Source organism: Xanthomonas hortorum pv. cynarae (assembly GCF_002939985.1).
Lineage (GTDB): Bacteria > Pseudomonadota > Gammaproteobacteria > Xanthomonadales > Xanthomonadaceae > Xanthomonas > Xanthomonas hortorum_D.
On record NZ_MDFM01000038.1, the window covers coordinates 1 to 19399 of the forward strand.

Genomic DNA, 19399 nt, shown 5'->3' on the forward strand with positions numbered 1-19399 from the left:
GCTTCGAGAAGCTAGATATCATGTTCCTTGGATTCCTCAGCTTCGTCCTAGTCGTTGATGGGCTTCGGATGTGTTAACAGGCCCTAGCTCCATGAGTGCGTTGTAAGTGGCTGGGTCGGTAACGCCGTTCTTGACCAAATAATCCGACATCGCAACCTTGGCTGCTTCAGCACCCGCTGCACCAGCTGCTGTTTGCAGAACGTTTTCGCCGCCGAGTGCCGCAATCGCCGCACCTGTCAGGCCATGCAGCAAAATCTTGTTCGTACCCCCATCGCTCCATGCGTCCAGACGTGCCAGTGCCTGAGCTTTCGACGCTTCATCCGGTGCGCTGGCCAAATCAAGCTGGGCTTTCTGATACATAGCCGAGGCAACATCACCCGCTACCCGAAATCCAATCTCTCCAGCAAGCCCCATCAGCTCTTTCTGATCATTGATCTTTTTCTGATCGAAAATCTCCTTCAGCCCAGACTGCTGCAACTCGGTGGCACTGCGATCCAACCCCGCCAGCGCAGACTCGTCGCCATTGCGGATTTGGATCGTGCCGGCCGCGATATCGCTCTTGGTCGTGCTGCTTGAGCTGTCGCTGGCATTGCCCAACATGCTCAGTCCGGCACCGATGCCGACACTGGCCATGCTGCTACCTGTGCCGCCGGCAACTGTCACACCGCTGGTCTTGTACTCCGCCTTGTTCTGGAGGTCCTCGACAGTCAGGCTGCCGGTTGACAGCCGATTGAGGCTGGCATCGGCTGCACTGGCTATCGCGCCGCCGACCAACTTTGTATTACCGCCCACAGTGATGTCGAAGCCACCATTGCCAGCCTGGATGCCGCTCTGCTCAGTCACGCTGGTATAGCTGCTGTTGACCTTCTGCTGGCTGTAGCTGCCGCCACTGCCCGAGCCAGTTGCCAGGGTCAGGCTTGCCTGCTGCTGCTTGCTCTTGTACTCGTTGGTGTCCTGCTCGCTCTTGATCAGCAGATCGCCGTCGACATTGGCCAGCACCTTGTTGCCGATGGCTTGTGCGCCCTGGATCGTGGTGTCATTACCGCTCACCAAGGTCAAGGTGTCGTTGGCGGTGATCACGCTTTCGGCGCGTAGGTCGCTATTGCCCTTGGCGCTGCCTTTGCCTGCAGACACGCTGATGTAATAGCCCGTCGTGGCGCCGACGCTGACACCGATCTCACCACCGGCATTCTTGTTCTCGGACTTGGTGGTGTTGGTTTCCTTGTTACTAAGCAGGTTGAGATTGTTTTTTGCGGCCAATGCCACGTTCTCACCGGCGATCTTGCTGCCGATCACATTCAGATCGCCGCCCGTAGCTGCGATGGTGACATCGCCGTTGCTGATGATGCGGCTGCCGCCGGTACTTTCTTCGTGGGTGCTGGTCTTGCTTGACGAACTACTCGCACCAATACCGAGACGGAAGCTCATGCCAGTGGCAGCACCAGCCCCTTCAAGCCCGCTTGCTGGCTCCTTGCCAGGTTTCGCGACATTCCCACCGACTGCTTGACCGTCATATCCAGCCAAGAAGTTGCCGGGCGTTTTTTTGGCTTGATCGACCGTCGCACCTGTTGCGTATGCAGCTCGCGCTGCGTAGAGCGCCTTCAGCCTGTCATCGTCAACATCGGAAATACGCTTGGCTGCACCGTAAGCCGCCAGTGCAGTGTCAACGATGCCTCCACTGACACCCAACGTAATCCCCGCACTCTGCTGCTTGGACGTCTGCACCGTATCCACGGTATTTTCCGCTGCGGCAATCGTGACTTCCTTGCCGACGATGGTGGTACTTGTCGCGCTCAGCACATCGCTGCCTGTGATGGCGACCTTGTTGCCGGCGGTCATCGTCACCGAGCCCTTGGTGCTGCCGACCAGGCTTCCGCTATTGGTGACTTCGGTGACGTCCAGGCCGTCGGCCTTCTTGGTGACGCCCAAAGCGACGCTGAATCCGCCGCCGCCGTAGAGACCGGATTTCTTGACGGTCTTTTCGTGTTCCTCGCTGTGTGTGTTCTGCACCGTGTCCAGCGTCAGGTTGTTGCCTGCGGCCAACACCACATCGCCGGTGCTGGCGACCTGTGCACCTTGCGACAGCAGATCGTTACCGGCCGCGATCTGCACCGTGTCGCCACTGAGCGTGGTGGTGACCGCCACGTTGTCGTGCCACTCATCATGCGTGGTCGTGGTCTTGCTGGAGAACGTGCCCTTCTTCTTCTTGGTCATGTCCTGCACGGCATCGTGCTGCTCGCTGGCGGCGAGCAGATTGACGTCGTTGCCGGCGGCCAGGGTGATGCCGCCTTCCTTGGTGGCGACGGTGGCAGCGGTGAGGTTGATGTCGTTACCGGCCTGCATCGCCAGGTTGCCGCCGGCACTGAACTCCGTGCCGTGGACGGTTTCGTCGCTGGTCGCGGTGGTCTGCTTGAAGCGCTTGCGCGTTTCCAGTGTGTTGCTGGTGTCCACCGTGGTCAGCGTGCTGGCGTTGATGTCGTTGCCAGCGCTGATGCCTAGGCCCTTGCCGGCGTCCAGCTTTGCGGCGACCAGGTTGACGTCGTTGCCAGCGCTTAGGATCAGGTTACCGCCGGCAGTGAGCGCCTGCTGGTCGATGGTTTGCGTGGTCGTGGTGGTGGTGACGCGGGTCTTGCCGTTGCGGCTCTTGTAGCTGTTGGTCTCGGTCTCGTTGAGGACGGATTCGACGTTGAGGTTGTTGCCTGCTGCGGCGATGAGATCACCGCCTGCCTTCACTTCGGCCTGGCGGATGGTCAGGTCGTTGCCGGCGGTCAGTTGCAGGCTGTCGCCGGTGCTGATGGTGGTGCGCGTGGCGACCCTGCCGTCCAGGCCGGTGGTCGGGGTCAGCGAGAGGTTGTTGCCTGCCTGCAAGGCGGCGCTACCGCCGGCCTTGATGGTGACGCCGTGCAGTTGCAGGTCGTTGCCTGCCGAGACCACCAGGTCCTTGCCTGTGGTGACGGAGACAGCATCGCCTCCGCGCAGCAGGCCGTTGTCGTCACGCAAGGCGCTGGGCGTGAGACTGAGGTTGTTGCCGGCGATCAATGCCGCGCTGCCATCGGCCTGCACGCGGGTGCCGCTCAGCGTCATGTCGTTGCCTGCAAACAGTTGCAGGGTGTTGCTGGCGGTGATGCCGGACAGGATGCCAACACCGTTGATGGCCTTGGACGCTTCGCTGACCAGGTTGTTGCCAGCCACCAACGCCACATCGCGGCCCTGGATCTGGCCCTGGTTGAGCAGGTCGTTGCGCGCTTCCAGCGCCACGCTGCCGGTGCCGCTGATGCGCCCCTGGTTGAGCAGGTTGCCGGCGGTGATGCTGACGTCGGCACCGGCGATGACGCCCTGGTTGCTCATGGCGTTGGTGGCGTTGAGCTCGACGTTGCCGCCAGCGATCAAGGCGCCGTTGCCGCGCAACTGCAGCGAGTTGGAAGCCAGATACACGACCGGCACCAAGACCTTCTGGCCCTGGTAGTCCTGCTCCACCATCCACACGATGTCTTGCGTCAGCGCGGCGGCCTGGGCGGCGGTCAAGCCCACGCCCATGCTCAGCTGCAGCTGACCTGCGGCAGCCACGCCGGATTCCAGCAAGGCGCGGTACTGCGCCACGCCATCGGCGTAGTTGCCCAGATAGCGGCGGCCGGTGAGCTGGGTGATCTGATCCAGCACCAGACGCTGCTCGTAGAAACCATCGCCCAGGCGGGTCTGGGTCCACTCCGGGTCCACACCCAGCTTGTCCAGCAGGAAGTCGCTGCTGATGAAGTTGTCGTAGTTGACGAAGCGCGGGTCGGTCTCGATCAGGTAACGACGGCTGGGGCCGTTGCTGCGCCAGGCGTTGATGCCGCCAAGGCCATTGGCGGCGCGGCCCATCGCGGTGCGATCGGTGCCGGTGCCGCTGGACAGGCGATACAGCCCGCCAATAGGAAGATCGATCTGCGTGAGCGAGGTTTGCGCGCCGCCAACGATATTGGTCACAGGAATGGTGGCCGGATCGACACGGTTGCGGCTTTCATTCGCACCTGCAACAACGCCGGTGCCAGCAGATGTGGTCTGTACGTTTGCCTGATCGACGGTGCTTCCTACAAGCCCACTGTCTTTGGATATCACCGGTGCAATCGACATCTTCACGATGCCGCCCGACGTGGCCAGCGTTGCGTCCTGCGTGTTGGCGCCCACCTGGGAACCTGCGCTGCCGGCAGTGCCGGTGGCCACGCGGATGCTGCTCGCGCCGCCGTTAGCGCGGCCGACAACTGCTTGCCCGCCCACTCCACCGGCGCTTTGGGTGGCGCGACCGGTCAAGCCGCCTTGTGCGCCGACACCGTTCAGCGACGCGCCGCTGATGCCACGACCGTCGCTGCCGACGGCACCGTTGCTGATGTTGGCACCGTTGATGCTGACGCCTTGGCCGCCGGTCATGCTGGCGCCTAGGGCAATGTAGCTTGTGTTGATCGTGGAAGAAGAAAGCGTTTTTGATTCGGTGTCATATGCACAGATAGGACGCCGATTCCCTTGGTTCAGCGCACAGTCGTCAATGACCGCTGTTACCGCATATTCGTAGTCTCTCTGTACGACTTGCCTATTTAAAGCAAGCGATTCGTTAAAAATCGACTCTCCACCAACGAAAATCCCATCACTCAATCCACCCACACCACGTTGATTTAATTGCAGCGCACCTGCTGCCGCAATCGACGAAGTGTTATTGGTCACACTTCCGGAAATCGCTATGTCTCCTCCAGCTGCGATTCGCCCTTCCGCACTTGCGGCGATGAGACGCTCTTGCTGCTCGACCGAATAGGAACGATAAACACCAGGATTTTTTCCCGTGTAAGGAAAACGAATGAAGTAAGACTGCCTTGGATAGACGATTCCGCGTGACTCAATAAGCTCCTCGGGCATCGTTGCATTCGCAGCTGCCTTTTCTTGGTCGGTCAATGCACCCAACGCTGTAGTCAAAACCCGCCGCCGATTATTCAGCTGATTGGCCGCGATCAAAATGCTCCCATCAGCCTCGATACTGCCCGACAGGTTATTCACCACCCCCGTACGCGACACCAACGTGCCACCGCCATCCTGCGCGCCGCCGATGGCGATGTTTCCTAGGCTGAAAATACGTGCATCGCGATTGAGCAGCTGATCGCGCACGATCAGGTTCATGTTGCCGGTGGAGCCGAGCAACGCGGAGCCATAGGCTGCGTTGTCGGTCGCGCCGCCAAGGTCGGCACCATTGACGAGCGTGCCGGTATTCACCGAGACATTGCCGCCGACGATGCTGCCGGTGTTGTAAATGCTGTTTGCCACCAGCGACAGCGCGTTGTTACCGGAAATGCTGCCGGCGTTGTCGATGATGCTGCCACCGTTGAGACGCGTGTCGTTGGACAGGATGTTGGCACCGGCGCGGTTGGTGATGCTGCCTGCCGTAATGTCCAGGGTGCGCGCAGCCTTGAGCGTGGACTCGTTGACCAGGCTCCCGCCTACGCGCAGGTTGAAATTCCCGTTGCTGGTGAGGTCAGCACCTGCGCGATGCGTGTAGTCGCTACGCAAGGTCAGATCCAGCAGATTCTGCGCAAGAATGCTGCCGCCGCCGTCGAAACCGACGGTATCGATCACCACATCGCCAGCACCACCGATCGCGCTGCCGGCACCGATCTAGCCACCGGCATTGCTCAGGTTCTGCAGATTCAGGCGGACAGCCTGCTCGGCCTTGATCCTGCCGTTCTGGTTGTCCAGCGTGGCGCCTGCGCGCTGCAACAGAAAGCTCGCGCCGGCATAGACATTGCCGCCCTGGTTGTTCAAGCCATTGGTATTGGCAATCAGATCGCCGCCAGCAACCAACTGGCCGCCGTTGTTGGCGATGTTGGCAGCGTCGATGACTACGCTGCCGCGCCCACCGAGATTGCCGCTGGTGTTGGTCAGGGCCCCGCCCGTGGTGATGCGCGTCAGTCCGCCACCGTTGTTGACGATGCTGCCCTGGGTATTGTCGATGAGGCCGCCCGATACGGTCAGCGTGTTGCCGGCATCGAGCTGGCCGCCGCTGTTGAGCAGCGCACCGGTGACGGCAACGTTGAGATCGCGCCCCGCACTGAGCTTGCCGCCTTGGTGATTGTCCAACTGGCCGCGTGCGGTGACGCTGAGGTCGCGTGCGGCTTGCAGACTGCCGCCGCTGCTGCTGATGTTTTCTGCAGTGATCACTGCGTCGGTGCCGGCACCGATGGTGCCGTTGCCGTTGTCCAGGCCGCGATTGAGCTCAACGCGCAAGCTGCCGCCCGCACCAGCGCTGGCGACTGCCTGCACGGTGCCGCCGGCATTACTGAGGCTGTCGGCGCGCAAGGTCAACGCACCACCACTGGCCTGCAGCAGGCCGTTGCGGTTGTCGGTGGTGCCGCCCGTTTGCACGTTCAACCCACGTGCGGAGACCGAACCATTGACGTTGTTAAGGCTGGCAGCGGTCAGCACCGCATCGCCAGCTGCGGCAATCGCGCCGCCCTGATTGTTCAACGCGCCGCTGGCGCCCAGCGTCAGTTGACCCTGGGTGAGGATGCGTCCACTGCTGTTGCCCAGCGCACCACGGCTGGTGAGCGACAGGGCGCCGGTGCCGGCGTGTTCGATGCGCCCCTGCGCATTCTCCAGGCTAGCTGCGGTAATGGTCAGATCCTGCGCATTGCTGGCCAGCGTGCCACCGGTGTTGTCGATCGCGCCGCCGATGCTGATGCGGGTCAGCCCGCTGCCGCTTTGCACCAACCGCCCGCCGACATTACTCAAGCTGCCGCCGTCGATACTCAACTGGTTGGCCTGTATTTGACCTGCGACGTTATTGAGACGCCCGTTGTCGATGTTGCCGCCTGCCTGCACGGTGAGCGTGCCGCCGGCGAGCAAGTCGCCACCGCGATGATCGAGGCTGCCGCCGGTGGTCAGTGCAACGTTGCCGGTAGCGCGCGTGCTGGCACCAGCCAGTTGCAGCTGGCTGCCCTGCGCGGTGAGGTTGCCGCCGGCCAGCAATTTGCCGGAGGCGCTGAGCTGACGATCAGCGATCAGGCTTAGCGTGCGCCCGCTGCCCAGGCTGCCGTCTGCGTTGATACCGGCACCAACCGTGCCGGCGATACTGATTTCGCCAGCACGCAAACTCAAGTTACCCGAAGCGGTGGTCTGCCCGGCATTCTCGATGCGCGCGCCCTGCAGACCCACCGATGTACCGCTGACAGTGCCCTGCTGACGCAATACCGCATCACTGGTCAACGTGACCTGCTGAGCACCGACCTGACCGGCCACACTCAGATCGCCCTTCGAGCGCAATTCCAGCGTACTGCCTGCACTCAATGTTCCACTTTGTGCCAGCGTGCCATCGGCCTGCGCCGAGAAGGCACCAGCCGATGCAAGGCTACCCCCGAGCTGCAAGTTACCGCGGCTGATCAATGCAACATCGCCGCGCTCGCTTCCCAACTGGCCGCTGCTGCTGACTTGCGCCGCTTCCACGCGCAATCCATTGCCGCCGATCAGATCACCGCGATTGTCCACCGCTCCGGTGGCGATCACACCCAAGCGTTGCAGGCCGTAGGCTTGCCCGGTTTGACGCAAGGAACCGACACCCAATGTGAGTTGGTTGCCGGCACGCACGGCGCCGGCATTATCGAGCAAGCCGCCGATAGCGAAGATGGCGTCGCCTTGCGCGAGCAACACGCCGCTGGCGGCATTGCTTGCGCTGGCTGCCGTAACGTTCAAGGCCTGACCAGCGACAACTTGCGCTGCGTTGGTCAAAGCGCCGGCTGCGCTCAGCACCACATTGCGATCGGCTTGCGCCACACCGGCAAGCGCCAGGTCGCGGGTGCTGCGCAGATTCAAATCAGTGGCTGCATCGAGTGCGCCACGACTGTCGATCGCTGCGCCGTCCAGGCTGATCGCACCGCCGCTTTGCAGCACCGCGGTCTGACCGGTGGTGACACGCGCGCCGCGCAGGTTGGCATTGCCTGCAGACACGGCCTGTCCGTTGAACGTAAGTGTACGTTGTGCCTGCAGATCGAGTTGCGTTGCCGACTGCAGCGTGCCTGCGGCGGTGAGATCGCGACCAGCCTGCAGCGCGATCGACTGCGCCTTGAGCGAGCCGGCCTGCTGCAAATCACCAATTGCGTTTGCCTGCAGCGTGGTCGCTGCGGCGACGACCCCTTGCAGTGTCATATCGCCCTTGCTGATCAGGGTGACGTTGGCGGTCTCGCTACCAAGCTGGCCGCTACTACGCAAGCTGCCTGCCTCTACCTGCAGCGCATCCTTGGCAATGAGGTTGCCGCGGTTGTCCAAGGTACCAGCGACGTTCGCGGTCAGTGTTTTGCCTGAGATGGCAGTACCGCTCTGATCCATGCTGGCAGCGGTGATGCGCAGATCGCCGCCGCTCTGCAGGCTGCCTGCGTTTTGCAGCGCGCCGGTACTCAGCGTGACGCTGCCATCGGCCGCCAACACACCAGCTGCCAGGTTATTGACGTTGCCGGCTTGCACCGACAGATCACGGCCGGCAACGACCTGGCCCGCGTTGCTCAAGGTCCCGGTTGCGCTCAGCACCACATCGCGATTGGCTTGCGCCACGCCTGCGAGCGCAAGCCCACCGGTGCTACGCAGGCGCAGATCCGTGCCGGCATCGAGCGTGCCGCGGCTGTCGATTGCCGCACCTTCCAGGCTGATCGCGCCGACGCTTTTCAGCACGGCATCGCGGCCGGTGGCGATGGTGTTGGCACGCAAGTTGGCATCGGTACCCGCCTGCGCCTGACCGTTCAAGGTCAACGTGCGCTGCGCCTGCAGATCCAGCGTAGACGCGGACTGCAGCGCGCCACTGGCCGTGAGATCGCGGCCAGCCTGCAGCGTCACGGCCTGCGCGTTGAGCGAGCCGGTCTGCAGCAGGTCGCTACCCGCCGTTGCTTGCAGTGTGGTCTTCGCAGCCACAACGCCTTGCAGATCGATGTTGTTCTGGCTGGTCAGCGTCAGTGCGCCGTTGACCGAGCCCAGTTGTCCACTGCTGACGATGCTGTCCGCAGCGATGGTCAGGTCCTTGCCGGACACCAACTGGCCCGCGTTTTCGAATGCGCCCGTGGAAGTGATCGACACGGCGTCGCCGCTATAAACACGGCCGCGCTGCAGCAGGGCTCCGGTGTTCAGTGCAAGGCCACGTTCGCCATGCAGGCTGCCATTGTTTTCCAACACGCCAGCCACATCGACACGCAGGTCGCGTAGCGCACCCAAGGTCGCAGCCGTGGCGTTGTTGACAGTAGCCGCTTCCACACGCAGATCGCGCGCCGCGACGACTTGAGCACCATTGTTCAATGCACCCGCAGCAGTCAGCGCAACATCGCGCCCGGCCTGGACCACGCCAGCCAGTGCAACATCACCGGCACTGTGCACGTTCAAATCGGTCGCCGCATCGAGCGAACCGCGGCTCTCGATGGAGCCGCCATCCAGCGTGATGGCGGCACCGCTCTGCAGCACTGCTGCTGCACCAGTCACAATATTCGCGCCGGTGACACTCGCGCCACCGGTGCTCGATGCTTGTCCGTTCAAAGCGAGCGTGCGCTGCGCCTGCAGATCCAACGTGGATGCCGATTGCAGAATGCCATTTGCAGAGAGGTCGCGCCCCGACTGCAATGCGATCGATTGTGCCTTGAGCGAACCGGCCTGCTGCAAATCGCCGCCGGCAGTCGCACGCAATGCAGTGGCCGCTGCAACCACACCATCGAGTTGCAGCGCGTCCCGGCTGTTCAACGTGACATCGGCCCGCTCGCTACCCAACTGCCCACTGCTACGCAGCGTGGCCGCATCGACCTGCAACGCATCCTTGGCGATCAGATTGCCGCGGTTGGCCAGCGTGCCTGCGATGGTGGCGCGCAGCGCCTTGCCTGCAGACGCGCTGCCGGCCTGGTCCATATTTGCTGCGCTGATCTGCAGATCGCCACCGGCCTGCACGCGGCCAACGTTGTTCAGCAGTGCCGTAGTGGTCAGGGCGATGTTTCCCTCGCCCGCCAACACACCGCTTGTGGTGTTGTCGAGGCTACCTGCCTGCAACGACAGATCGCGGCCTGCAAACACCTGCGCTGCGTTGCTGAGCGCGCCGGTGGCATTCAACGCGACGTCGCGGCCGCCTTGAGCCACACCCGCCAGCGCCAGATCGCCCTGACTGCGGATGTGCAGATCGTTGCCTGCATCCAGCTTGCCGCGGCTGTCGATCGCCGCGCCGTCCAGCTCGATCACACTCGTGCTCTGCAACACTGCATCCTGACTCGTTGTCAGCGTGGCAGCGCGCATCGAAGCGTCACCGCCGGCCTGTCCCTGGGCTGCGAACGTGAGTGCGCGTTGTGCCTGCAGATCCAAGGTGGATGTCGATTGCAATGTGCCAGCGGCGGTGAGATCACGCCCGGCACGCAATGCCAGCGATTGAGCCCTCAACGACCCTGCCTGCTGCAGATCGCCAGCAGCGCTGGCCTGCAGCGTTGTTGCAGCAGCAACAACGCCTTGTAGCGCGATATCGTCCTGACTGACCAGACGAACACCAGCCGCTTCGCTGCCGAGTTGACCGGTGCTGCGTAAGCTGCCGGCATCGATCTGCAGCGCATTCTTGGCAACCACATTGCCTGCGTTGTCGAATGACCCGCTCACAGTTGCCGAAAGCGTGTTACCCGAACTGGCGCTACCGCTTTGCGTGAACGTGCCTGCGACGAGCTGCAGATCGTTCGCCGCGTACAGGCTGCCGGCATTGTCTATCGCGCCAGTCGCACGCACGCGTGCATCGGCATCCGACGAAAACGCTGCACCCTGTGCGTTGCGCAGCATTGCTGCATCCACAGCCAGCGCACCGGCGGCGATCACCTTCGCGCGGTTCTCCAGTGCTGCGCCCGCCTGCAAGGTGGCTGAGCCGGCACTTTGCACGGTGCCGTCCAACACTAGGTCGGCAGCGCTTGCGATACGCAGATCGCCGCCCGCATCGATCACACCGTTGTGTTCGATCGCCGCGCCACGCAACTGCAACGCGCCATCGCTGCGCAGCTGTCCACGCTGACGCAGCGCGCCGTTTGCCTGCAGATCGATTGTGCTTGCCGAACGCAAAGTGGCGTCATTGACGAGCGCGCCACCTGCAGTGAGCACCAACCCACCGCCAGTGGTCTGCAGCGTGCCGGAGAGCGCGGTATCGCCGCCACTGCGAAGATCCACGCTACTGGCGTTGACGGTGCCTGAGACTTGCGCGCCGTTTACGGCGTCAAGCACAAGTGCACCGCCTGCCACGGTGTTGCCGCTCAGGGTCAGAGCATCGCGACTGCGCAACGTGGCATCACTGCGTTGACTACCGATATCGCCGCGACTTTCCAACTGCGCCGCGTCCACAATCAGCGCGTTGCCAGCGACAAACGTACCCCTGTTAACCAGACCTCCAGCGATGGCCGCCTGCGCATCGCGCGCAGCAGACAAACTGCCCACAGTGGTCACAGTCGCTGCCTGGAGGCGCAGATCGCGGCCGGCATAGCCGCTACCGGCATTGGTGAATGCACCTGCGCTGCGCAACTCCATATCTGCACCCGCAGACACCGCACCGCGCTGCGCAATGTCGATGCTCGCCGCATTCAGTGCTAATGCATCGGCCACAATCAACTGACCCTGCAACTCCAGCCGGCCGCCGGCCTGCACATCGGCGCCCTGCCCGGCCTGCGCCAATCCACCCAGACGCACGTCGCGGCTACCGCTCACGCGCAGTGTCGTCGCAGCATCCAAGGTGCCTAGTGCATCGATCGCGTTTGCATTCAATGCAATTGCAGCGCCAGTCTGCAGCGTGCCCGTCAAGGCAATCCGCGACGCGCGCACGTTGGCACCCGCGCCTGCATACGCCACCCCGCCGCTGCGCAGCACACCATCAGCGCCCAAATCCAAAGCGCCGGCGGTATGCAGGCTGCCATCGGCATTCAATTCCGAACCGAACAGACGGATCGACCCGGCACTACTGCGGCCAACATGGCTCAACACGCCGCTGGCTTGCGCATCCAATCCACCGGCGGCAACCAGATCGCCGGCCAACATCATGCGCGCAGCACGCAGACGCACATCGCCCTGCTGCGAACCAAGTACGCCGCGCTGATCCAGATCACCAGCTGCACGCACACTCATTCCATCGCGTGCCACGGTGGTGCCGCTCAGGCTCACCTGGCCCGCACTGTCGATCTGCAGATCGCCGCTTTGCGCTGCCAAGGTGCCACGGCTCACCACGCCGACGCCGGCTTCGGTAGCGATCAGGCGGATGCGGTCGGCGTACATGCCGCCCAGCTGCGCCACGTCGATACCGATCGACGGTGCCGCGCCATCGGTGCCAGGCACCACGTCCAGCAGCATGCCGTCATAGTTGACCCGCCCTGCACCCGCAGCGGCGACCAGCTCCCTGGTCCAGATGGAGCCTTCCACGCTGAGCTGGCGCGAGAGCAGATCCAGGCGATCCACATTGAACGCGTCCAACCCATTGCTGCCGATACTCAGCGCGCCGCCGGTAATGTTGAAGCCATTCAATGCACCATCGCTGCCCAGATTGGGCGTACCGGTGGTCAAGGTGACGCGCGAGGTGTTGAGAAATCCGCAGCCATCGCAGGAAATGCCATTGGGGTTGGCAATCACCAATTGCGCCTTGGCGCCGGCGATTTCGGTGTAACCCTGCAGGCGGCTACTTGCCGAAGTCACTTCGTTGAGGATCAGGGACGCGGCACCGCTGCGCTGCAGATTGTCGTTGCCGGCGACATAGCCGCCCAGTTCAGTTTTGGAAATCTGCGCGCTGTTGTTGAGGATCAACCCGTTCGGGCCGACGTTGAAATTGCTGTAGCGGTTATGCGAGATGCCGCGCGCATTGGGCGCGACGATATCCACCACCGGCACGCCATTGGCGGCGACCTGCTGACCAGGTGTCTGCCCGCCGGGATTGGGCGTTGGCGCAACCTGGGCCCACGCCGGAAACGATGTCCAGGTGACCGTGCAGCACAGCAGCAACGCAAGCGCGCGCTTGCTTTGTTCGGCCAGGTAACCACGCAGGTTCATCGCTTCGGTGTCCATCGTTTCTCTCTCGCCGCTTGTGGGCGTCATCAATCAACAGCGCGCTGCCGGATGGCGGCGCGATCCATGTCAGAACTGGTAGATCACACGCGCGCCACACGCCGGCTGCGCACTTCCAAAACCATCCGGGCGATGGATCGCCCAGCCGGCAAATGCATCGATGCTGGCGCCGAACCAACCGCCGCGCAGACCCAATGCGCCGCCCACCAGACTGCGACCACGCAGGCCGCTGGCACTGGTGCCGTCGATGCGGCCGGCATCCAGACCCAGGTACGGCGTCAAGCCAATTTGCTGGATCGGAAAACTCAAGGTATTGCGCCAATACGCGCCTTTTTCCGCGCCTAGCGTCGCTTCGCCGTCGAAGCCGCGCACGCTGTAGCGGCCCCCGATGGTGACGAACTCCGAGCCAAGCAACAGCTCGCCTGCGGTCTGTGCACGCAGGCTGCTCTCCCACGCCATCGGCACCGGGCCCAGCTTGAACGGCATGGCGGTGCTCACGTCCAACGTGGTCACGCCATAACGGAATGTCGGGAACCCGATCTGGGGGTCGTAACCGGTCCACTGGCTGTTGAACCACGGTGTGCCACGCCGATGCGCGATGCGCACGTCCAGCTGCATCGCACCCAGATAGCGACGATGGGTGAAGTAGAACTCCGCGCTGCTGGTATCGCGGCGCTGGATGCCGATCTCCACGCCATCCAGATAACTGCGCGCACGCCGCCGGCCAACCGTCACGCCCGCAGAGGTCTTGCTGGTGCCATCGCGATGCAGCACACGCTGGATATCCAGCTGCGCATTGCTGGATTCACCGCTGGACTGAAAGGTCTGCAAAAACCCGTCCACACGCTGATGATAGCGATACGACGAAGCCGACAACGCAAACGTCCACCAGCCCCACGGCAGGTTGTAACTCAGACTATTACCGCGCGTGCCGCGCTTTTGGTCGCGCGTGGCCAGGTCATGGCTGTAGCCGATGCTGAGCAGGTCGTTGAGACCAAGTGGGTTGTCCAGCGAGACATCCAGCCCACCTTGCACGCGGCCGGTGGCTTCCACACCCGAATCGTCGGCATTGGCCACGCCGCGCCAGCGCCGACCATGCTGCAAGGTGATCACCAGATCCGATTCGCCCGGTGCCTCGCCCGGCGCGATGTCGATCTTGGCGTCTTGCGATGGTAGCCGCTTGAACTGCTCCACCGCCTGCTCGATCGCGCGCAGATCCAGCAAATCGCCCTTGCGGATTGGCAATGCACTTTTCCAGTGTTCGCCGCCGGTATCGGAGACCACGCGCACTGCGCGCAAACGACCGGGCATCAACTCGAAACGCAGTTCGCCGCGCGACAGATCCTGTTCGGGCACGCCGATGCGGGTAGTGACCAGGCCGCGCGCGACCAGTTGATCCAAGGCGCGACGGCGGATGATGTCGATGCCGGCGCGACCGATGCAGCGGCCTTCATAACGGCGCAGCGATTTCCACAACCACGCAAAGCGTGCACCGTCGTCGTCCGCACCGAACAGGCGTACGCGGGCGATCGGGAAACAGAGTTCTTCTTTCGGCAGCACTGTACTGCGTGCGTCCACGCGCTCGGCCTCCTCGCGCGGGCCGGCGAAGGGCGCTTGACGCTCCTGGTCCTGACGCCTCTGGATCTCCTCGGCCTGGCGCAATTGCTCCTGCCGATCCAGCGTTGTCGGTGCCGACTGTTGTGCAGCCGCCAGCCCGGCGACAGCCCACAGGCAAGCCGCCAGCGCCGTTGGCGCCGATCGCATCCACATCTGTCCTGCCCCCTGTGCGGCGGATCGCGCCTCAGCGCGCCGTCGCTTACACCGCTGTGCCTGGCCGCCAACACGGCGGCGCAACCCTTCAGCACAACGAACGCGGCGCAACTTTGCTGGAACGTTAAGAGCGGGTCAACGTGCCGTGTAGGGGCCACCCTGTAAGAAAAACCCGACCCTTTCGTTTATGTGACTGGAATCACTTAAAAAGTGGATATGTCCAAAGAACGGATTCGTTGAACCGACCCATCCGTCCCGGATGCAACGCCTCGAACATCCGGCAACATGTTGCTAAACAAGAAATTTCAGAGATGACTATTTATGCATATTGATTAGTTCTCATCTGCTGACTTTAGGAATACTTCGGCCCCATTTGCAGCTCGTTGTGCTCGTGTTTCCTTCGAAAAATGCTCTTAGAACATTACTCAAAGTCCGAACCCACAAGTACAAATGTGATGAAAGTTGCTTTTTTGAGCGAACACAACCGATGAAGATCTCGTTAGCTCCGTGACGACGTAGGCTTTACATTGGCATACGCAGTATCGCCAGTCGTCATACGCCTGGAACGCTAATGAACACCCTTTCCCTCCTGCCTACGCAACCACGTGCGTCGCGGCTGTCCTGATCGCAAAGGCGCACTCACTCCCCTGCTCAGCCTCTCTTTGATTGCCGCATGTGTGCCTCAGGCGCACAGCGGTGAAGTGCGGCCGACAGAAGTGACTGGCGCCTCCATTGCCCACACTCCCATGCAGCAGGCTGAGCAGTTACGCGGCCAGCAGCGCTATGCAGATGCGCTCGCCATCTACGAGCGTGTACTACGCCAAGACCCACGCGATCGTGGTGCATACACCATGCGGGCGATCACGCTGACCGACCTCGGCAGCGCGCAGCTTGCGGCGGAGGCCGTGTGGCGGCATCCGGACTGGTTCTCGCAGCAAGAGCGCGAGCGCATCGAAAACGATCGCGTCGCCCGCATGATCGGTTGGGCCAGTGCCGAGCCGATCGATGCCGCGCATCGCTATGCAGAAACCGATCAGGCCCTGGTCAATGTCGCCCGCATCGAGCGCGAAGCACCACCGAAGTCGACATGGGAAGCCACGCGGCTGCGCGTCGATACCTTGGTTGCACTCAACCAACGTCAGCGCCATCGCGATGTGGTGGCCAACTATCAGGCATTAAAAGCGGAAGGCATCGATGTTCCCGCGTATGTGTTACCAACGGTCGGCGATTCGCTGATGGGCCTGCGTCGCCCGGCCGAAGCCGAAGCAGTGCTTCGGCAAGCCTTGCAGCACACGCCGAACGACTTCAACAGCCAGCTCCTGCTCGGCTACGCATTGCTGGAGCAGGAACGCTTCGATCTTGCGATGCCGTTGTTCGAAAAACTTGCCGCCACACAAGCGCCGTGGCCGCGTCGCAACGGTGCGGCCAGCGGTTACGAAAATTGGGATCGCTTCAGTGCAGATATCGCACTGGCCACTGCACGTTCTGCAGCGAACGACAACCGCGACGCAGACGCCCTGCTGCGCGAGCGCGTGGCCATCGGTCCCGACAATGCAGAACTACAGGCCGCACTTGCCTCGATCGAGTTTCGTCGCGGGCAACCCACCAAAGCGTTGCAACGTAATGCGGTTGCGCTGACGCTGGATCCGCATCAGAAACAGGCCCGCAGTGGCGTTGTGGAAGCGCAGCGCGATCTGGACCGTCTGGATCTGGCCGATGCCACGTTTGCGTCGCTTCGCAACGAATACCCGGACGATGCCGGCCTGCAGCGGCTTGGCGCCTCGCTGGAACGTCAACGCGGTTGGCAAGTTCACCTCAGCCATGCGCGCGGACGCAGCGACAACGACACCCTGACCAACAGCACCTCGCCGCTCGGCAACGACTTCGGCAGTACGTTGCTGGAAGCCGAATCGCCGTTTCTCGGCCAGGGCTGGCGTGTGGGCTTGCGCGCACGCGACGATTGGGCCGATTTCCAGAACACGCGCGTGCGCTATCGCAGCTTCTGGCTGGGCACGCACTACCACTACGACCGGCTGGATCTCAGCGCTTACGGCGGACGTGCGCTTGATGAGTTCGATCGCGACGGCACCGCCTGGGCGCTGGATGCCGGCTGGCGTTTTTCCGATGCCTGGTATGGCAGCGTCGCCTGGCGCACGCGTGATCCAGAAGCTTCATTGCAGGCACGCCGCTTCGGCATCACCGGCGACAGCATCGGCGCCGCCGTACGCTGGACACCCAACGACGAAAGCCGCTGGGAATTGCAGGCACGCAAGTTGCGCTACAGCGATGGCAATCGGCGCGACCAGCTGGATCTTTCGGGAAGCCAACGCCTGTGGGCAAGCCCGCATGTGCTGCTCGACGGCCTGTTCGCCGCCTCGGCCGGACGCGCCGAAGACGACCGCGCAGTCAATTACTTCAATCCACGCCGCAGCTCTGCGGTGGCCGCCGGCGTGCGCATCGATCAGATCGGCTGGCGTCGCTACGACTACGCCTTTCGGCAGCGGCTGGAAGTCACTGCCGGGCCGACTTATCAATCCGGCTTCGGCAGCCAGTGGGTGCCCAGCGCGGCCTATCGGCACCTGTGGTCGCTGGGCGACGGCAGCGCGCTGAGTTATGGCGTGAGCTGGTCGCGCCCGGTTTACGACGGCCAGCGCGAACAACAACTTGGATTTGACCTGGATTTCCGATGGGGAGGTACGCCTTGATCCGCCTGCCGCTGTTGCTGGTCGCCTTGCTGCTGATGACGTTTGCGTCATCGGCGCAGGCGGGCCTGCTGGTGCTCAGCTACCACGATATTCGCGACGATGTCGCCGCCAAGGGCGACCCCGATCGTTATGCGGTGTCCACCAGCAACTTCGCCGCGCATCTGGATTGGCTGCGCTCGCATGCCTACCACCCGGTGAGCGTGCAGCAAGTGCTGGACGCACGTGCCGGCAAGCGCGCCCTGCCCTCCAGGCCGGTATTACTCACCTTCGACGACGGCTTGCGCAGCGTCTACACGCGTGTCTTCCCCTTATTGCAGGCCTATGGTTATCCCGCGCTGGTCGCACCCGTCACCAGCTGGGTCGAATTGCCGGTTGGTCAAGTGGTGCCCTACGGCCATCGCGATTTCACTCACGATGATTTCGTCACCTGGGCGCAACTGCGCGAGATGCAGGACAGCGGCCTGATCGAAATCGGCTCGCATAGCGATGACTTGCACAAAGGCATCGCCGGCAATCCGTTCGGCAATCAGACGCCTGCTGCGGTCACCCGTCGCTGGGATGCAGGCAAGGGCTACGAGGGCGAAGCGGATTATCGCCAACGCATCCAGACCGATCTGCGCCATAGCCGCGACGCGATCGTGGCGCATCTGGGCAAACCGCCGCGCGCCATGGTGTGGCCGTATGCCGCCTACAACCGCGCCAGCAATGAGATTGCCGCGCAACTGGGCATGACGCTCAGCTTCGATCTGGAAGGCCGCTCGCACGAAGCCGATATCGGTCAACAAGGCCGCGATCGCGTGGATGGGCAATCGCTGGCCAGCCTTGGCCGCCTGTTGCTGTTCAACAATCCGGATGTGCGCGATCTGGCCGGCGAACTGCGACGCGATCTGTCGCGCGATGGCTTGCGTGCGATCCAGATAGATCTGGATTACGTCTACGACCCGGATCCGGCGCAGCTGGAACGCAACCTCGACATCCTGGTCCAGCGCGTCAAGGACATCGGCCCCAGCCACGTGTTCCTGCAGGCCTTCGCCGACCCGGATGGAGACGGCGCAGCCGATGCGCTGTATTTCCCCAACCGCCATCTGCCGATGCGCGCGGATCTGTTCGGGCGCGTGGCCTGGCAGCTGCGCACCCGTGCAGGCGTACGCGTGTTCGCCTGGCTGCCGGTGCTGGGGTTCCATCTGCCCGATGCGCAGCAGCAGGCTGCACTGCAGATTCGCGGCAAGGATCCGAAGGATGTGCCGCGCCTGGATCCGGGCAATCCGCGCACGCATCAGCTGGTCGCGGATATCTACGAAGACCTTGCCGCTAATACGTATTTCGAAGGCCTGCTGTTCCATGACGATGCCTATCTGCGCGACGACGAAGTGCCTGCTTACGGCAATAGCGATCCAGCCAAACGCACGCAGCAGCTGATCGGCTTCACACAGGAACTCAAAGCGGCCGCCGAACGTTGGCGTCCCAAGCTGGTGACCGTGCGCAACCTGTTCGCCCAGCCAGTGCTGGAGCCGCAGAGCGAAGCCTGGTTTGCGCAGCGCCTGGACGCCTTTGCATCTGCCTACGACTACACCGCGCTGATGGCGATGCCCTACATGGAGCAGGCCAACGACCCGCAGCACTGGCTGCAGCAGCTGGCGCAGCGTGTCGGCCAGCAGCCGCGTGGCTTCGAGAACACCATCTTCGAACTGCAGACCGTGGATTGGCGCACCGGCAAGCCGCTGCCCGACGGTGTGCTGCTCGAACACACCAAGTTGCTTCTGGCTGCGGGCGTGCGCCATCTGGCGTACTACCCCGACGACTTCATCGGCGGCCACCCGTCTCTTCCCGAAGCGCGCGAGGCCATGTCGGCTCGGCAATTCCCTTATATCGAGCGGTAA

General features: G+C 62.9%; 5 protein-coding genes. 2 read left to right on the forward strand and 3 right to left on the reverse strand.

From position 1 onward, the window contains the following. Positions 1-36: 36 nt before the first annotated feature. The 3 genes from XcyCFBP4188_RS23800 to XcyCFBP4188_RS19580 form a co-directional block, all read right to left on the reverse strand. A complete protein-coding gene (locus XcyCFBP4188_RS23800) occupies positions 37-5598 on the reverse strand; it encodes a hemagglutinin repeat-containing protein (RefSeq protein ID WP_428977252.1) in 5562 nt (1853 codons plus the stop codon). Positions 5599-5637: 39 nt separating this feature from the next. After that, on the reverse strand, positions 5638-13044 hold the full coding sequence (locus XcyCFBP4188_RS23805; protein ID WP_428977253.1) for a filamentous hemagglutinin N-terminal domain-containing protein: 7407 nt from the start codon (positions 13042-13044) through the stop codon (positions 5638-5640). Between the two features lie 69 nt (positions 13045-13113). After that, positions 13114-14814, reverse strand: coding sequence for a ShlB/FhaC/HecB family hemolysin secretion/activation protein (locus tag XcyCFBP4188_RS19580; protein WP_104592676.1), 1701 nt, complete (start codon positions 14812-14814; stop codon positions 13114-13116). 746 nt (positions 14815-15560) lie between these two features. Here XcyCFBP4188_RS19580 and XcyCFBP4188_RS19585 point away from each other — a divergent pair. Beyond that, complete coding sequence (locus XcyCFBP4188_RS19585) at positions 15561-17519, forward strand: tetratricopeptide repeat protein (RefSeq protein ID WP_104592677.1); 1959 nt, start codon at positions 15561-15563, stop codon at positions 17517-17519. Beyond that, positions 17501-19399, forward strand: a complete 1899-nt coding sequence (pgaB, locus tag XcyCFBP4188_RS19590; RefSeq protein ID WP_104592678.1) for a poly-beta-1,6-N-acetyl-D-glucosamine N-deacetylase PgaB — start codon at positions 17501-17503, stop codon at positions 19397-19399. Before XcyCFBP4188_RS19585 ends, pgaB begins: the two co-directional genes overlap by 19 nt.

What these genes read in the sequence shown, in the direction of transcription:
- XcyCFBP4188_RS23805 (WP_428977253.1), bottom strand. Translation starts at nt 13,044, where the DNA reads ATGGACACCGAAGCGATGAACCTGCGTGGTTACCTGGCCGAACAAAGC.
- XcyCFBP4188_RS19580 (WP_104592676.1), bottom strand. Translation starts at nt 14,814, where the DNA reads ATGTGGATGCGATCGGCGCCAACGGCGCTGGCGGCTTGCCTGTGGGCT.
- XcyCFBP4188_RS19585 (WP_104592677.1), top strand. Translation starts at nt 15,561, where the DNA reads ATGCAGCAGGCTGAGCAGTTACGCGGCCAGCAGCGCTATGCAGATGCG.
- pgaB (WP_104592678.1), top strand. Translation starts at nt 17,501, where the DNA reads ATGGGGAGGTACGCCTTGATCCGCCTGCCGCTGTTGCTGGTCGCCTTG.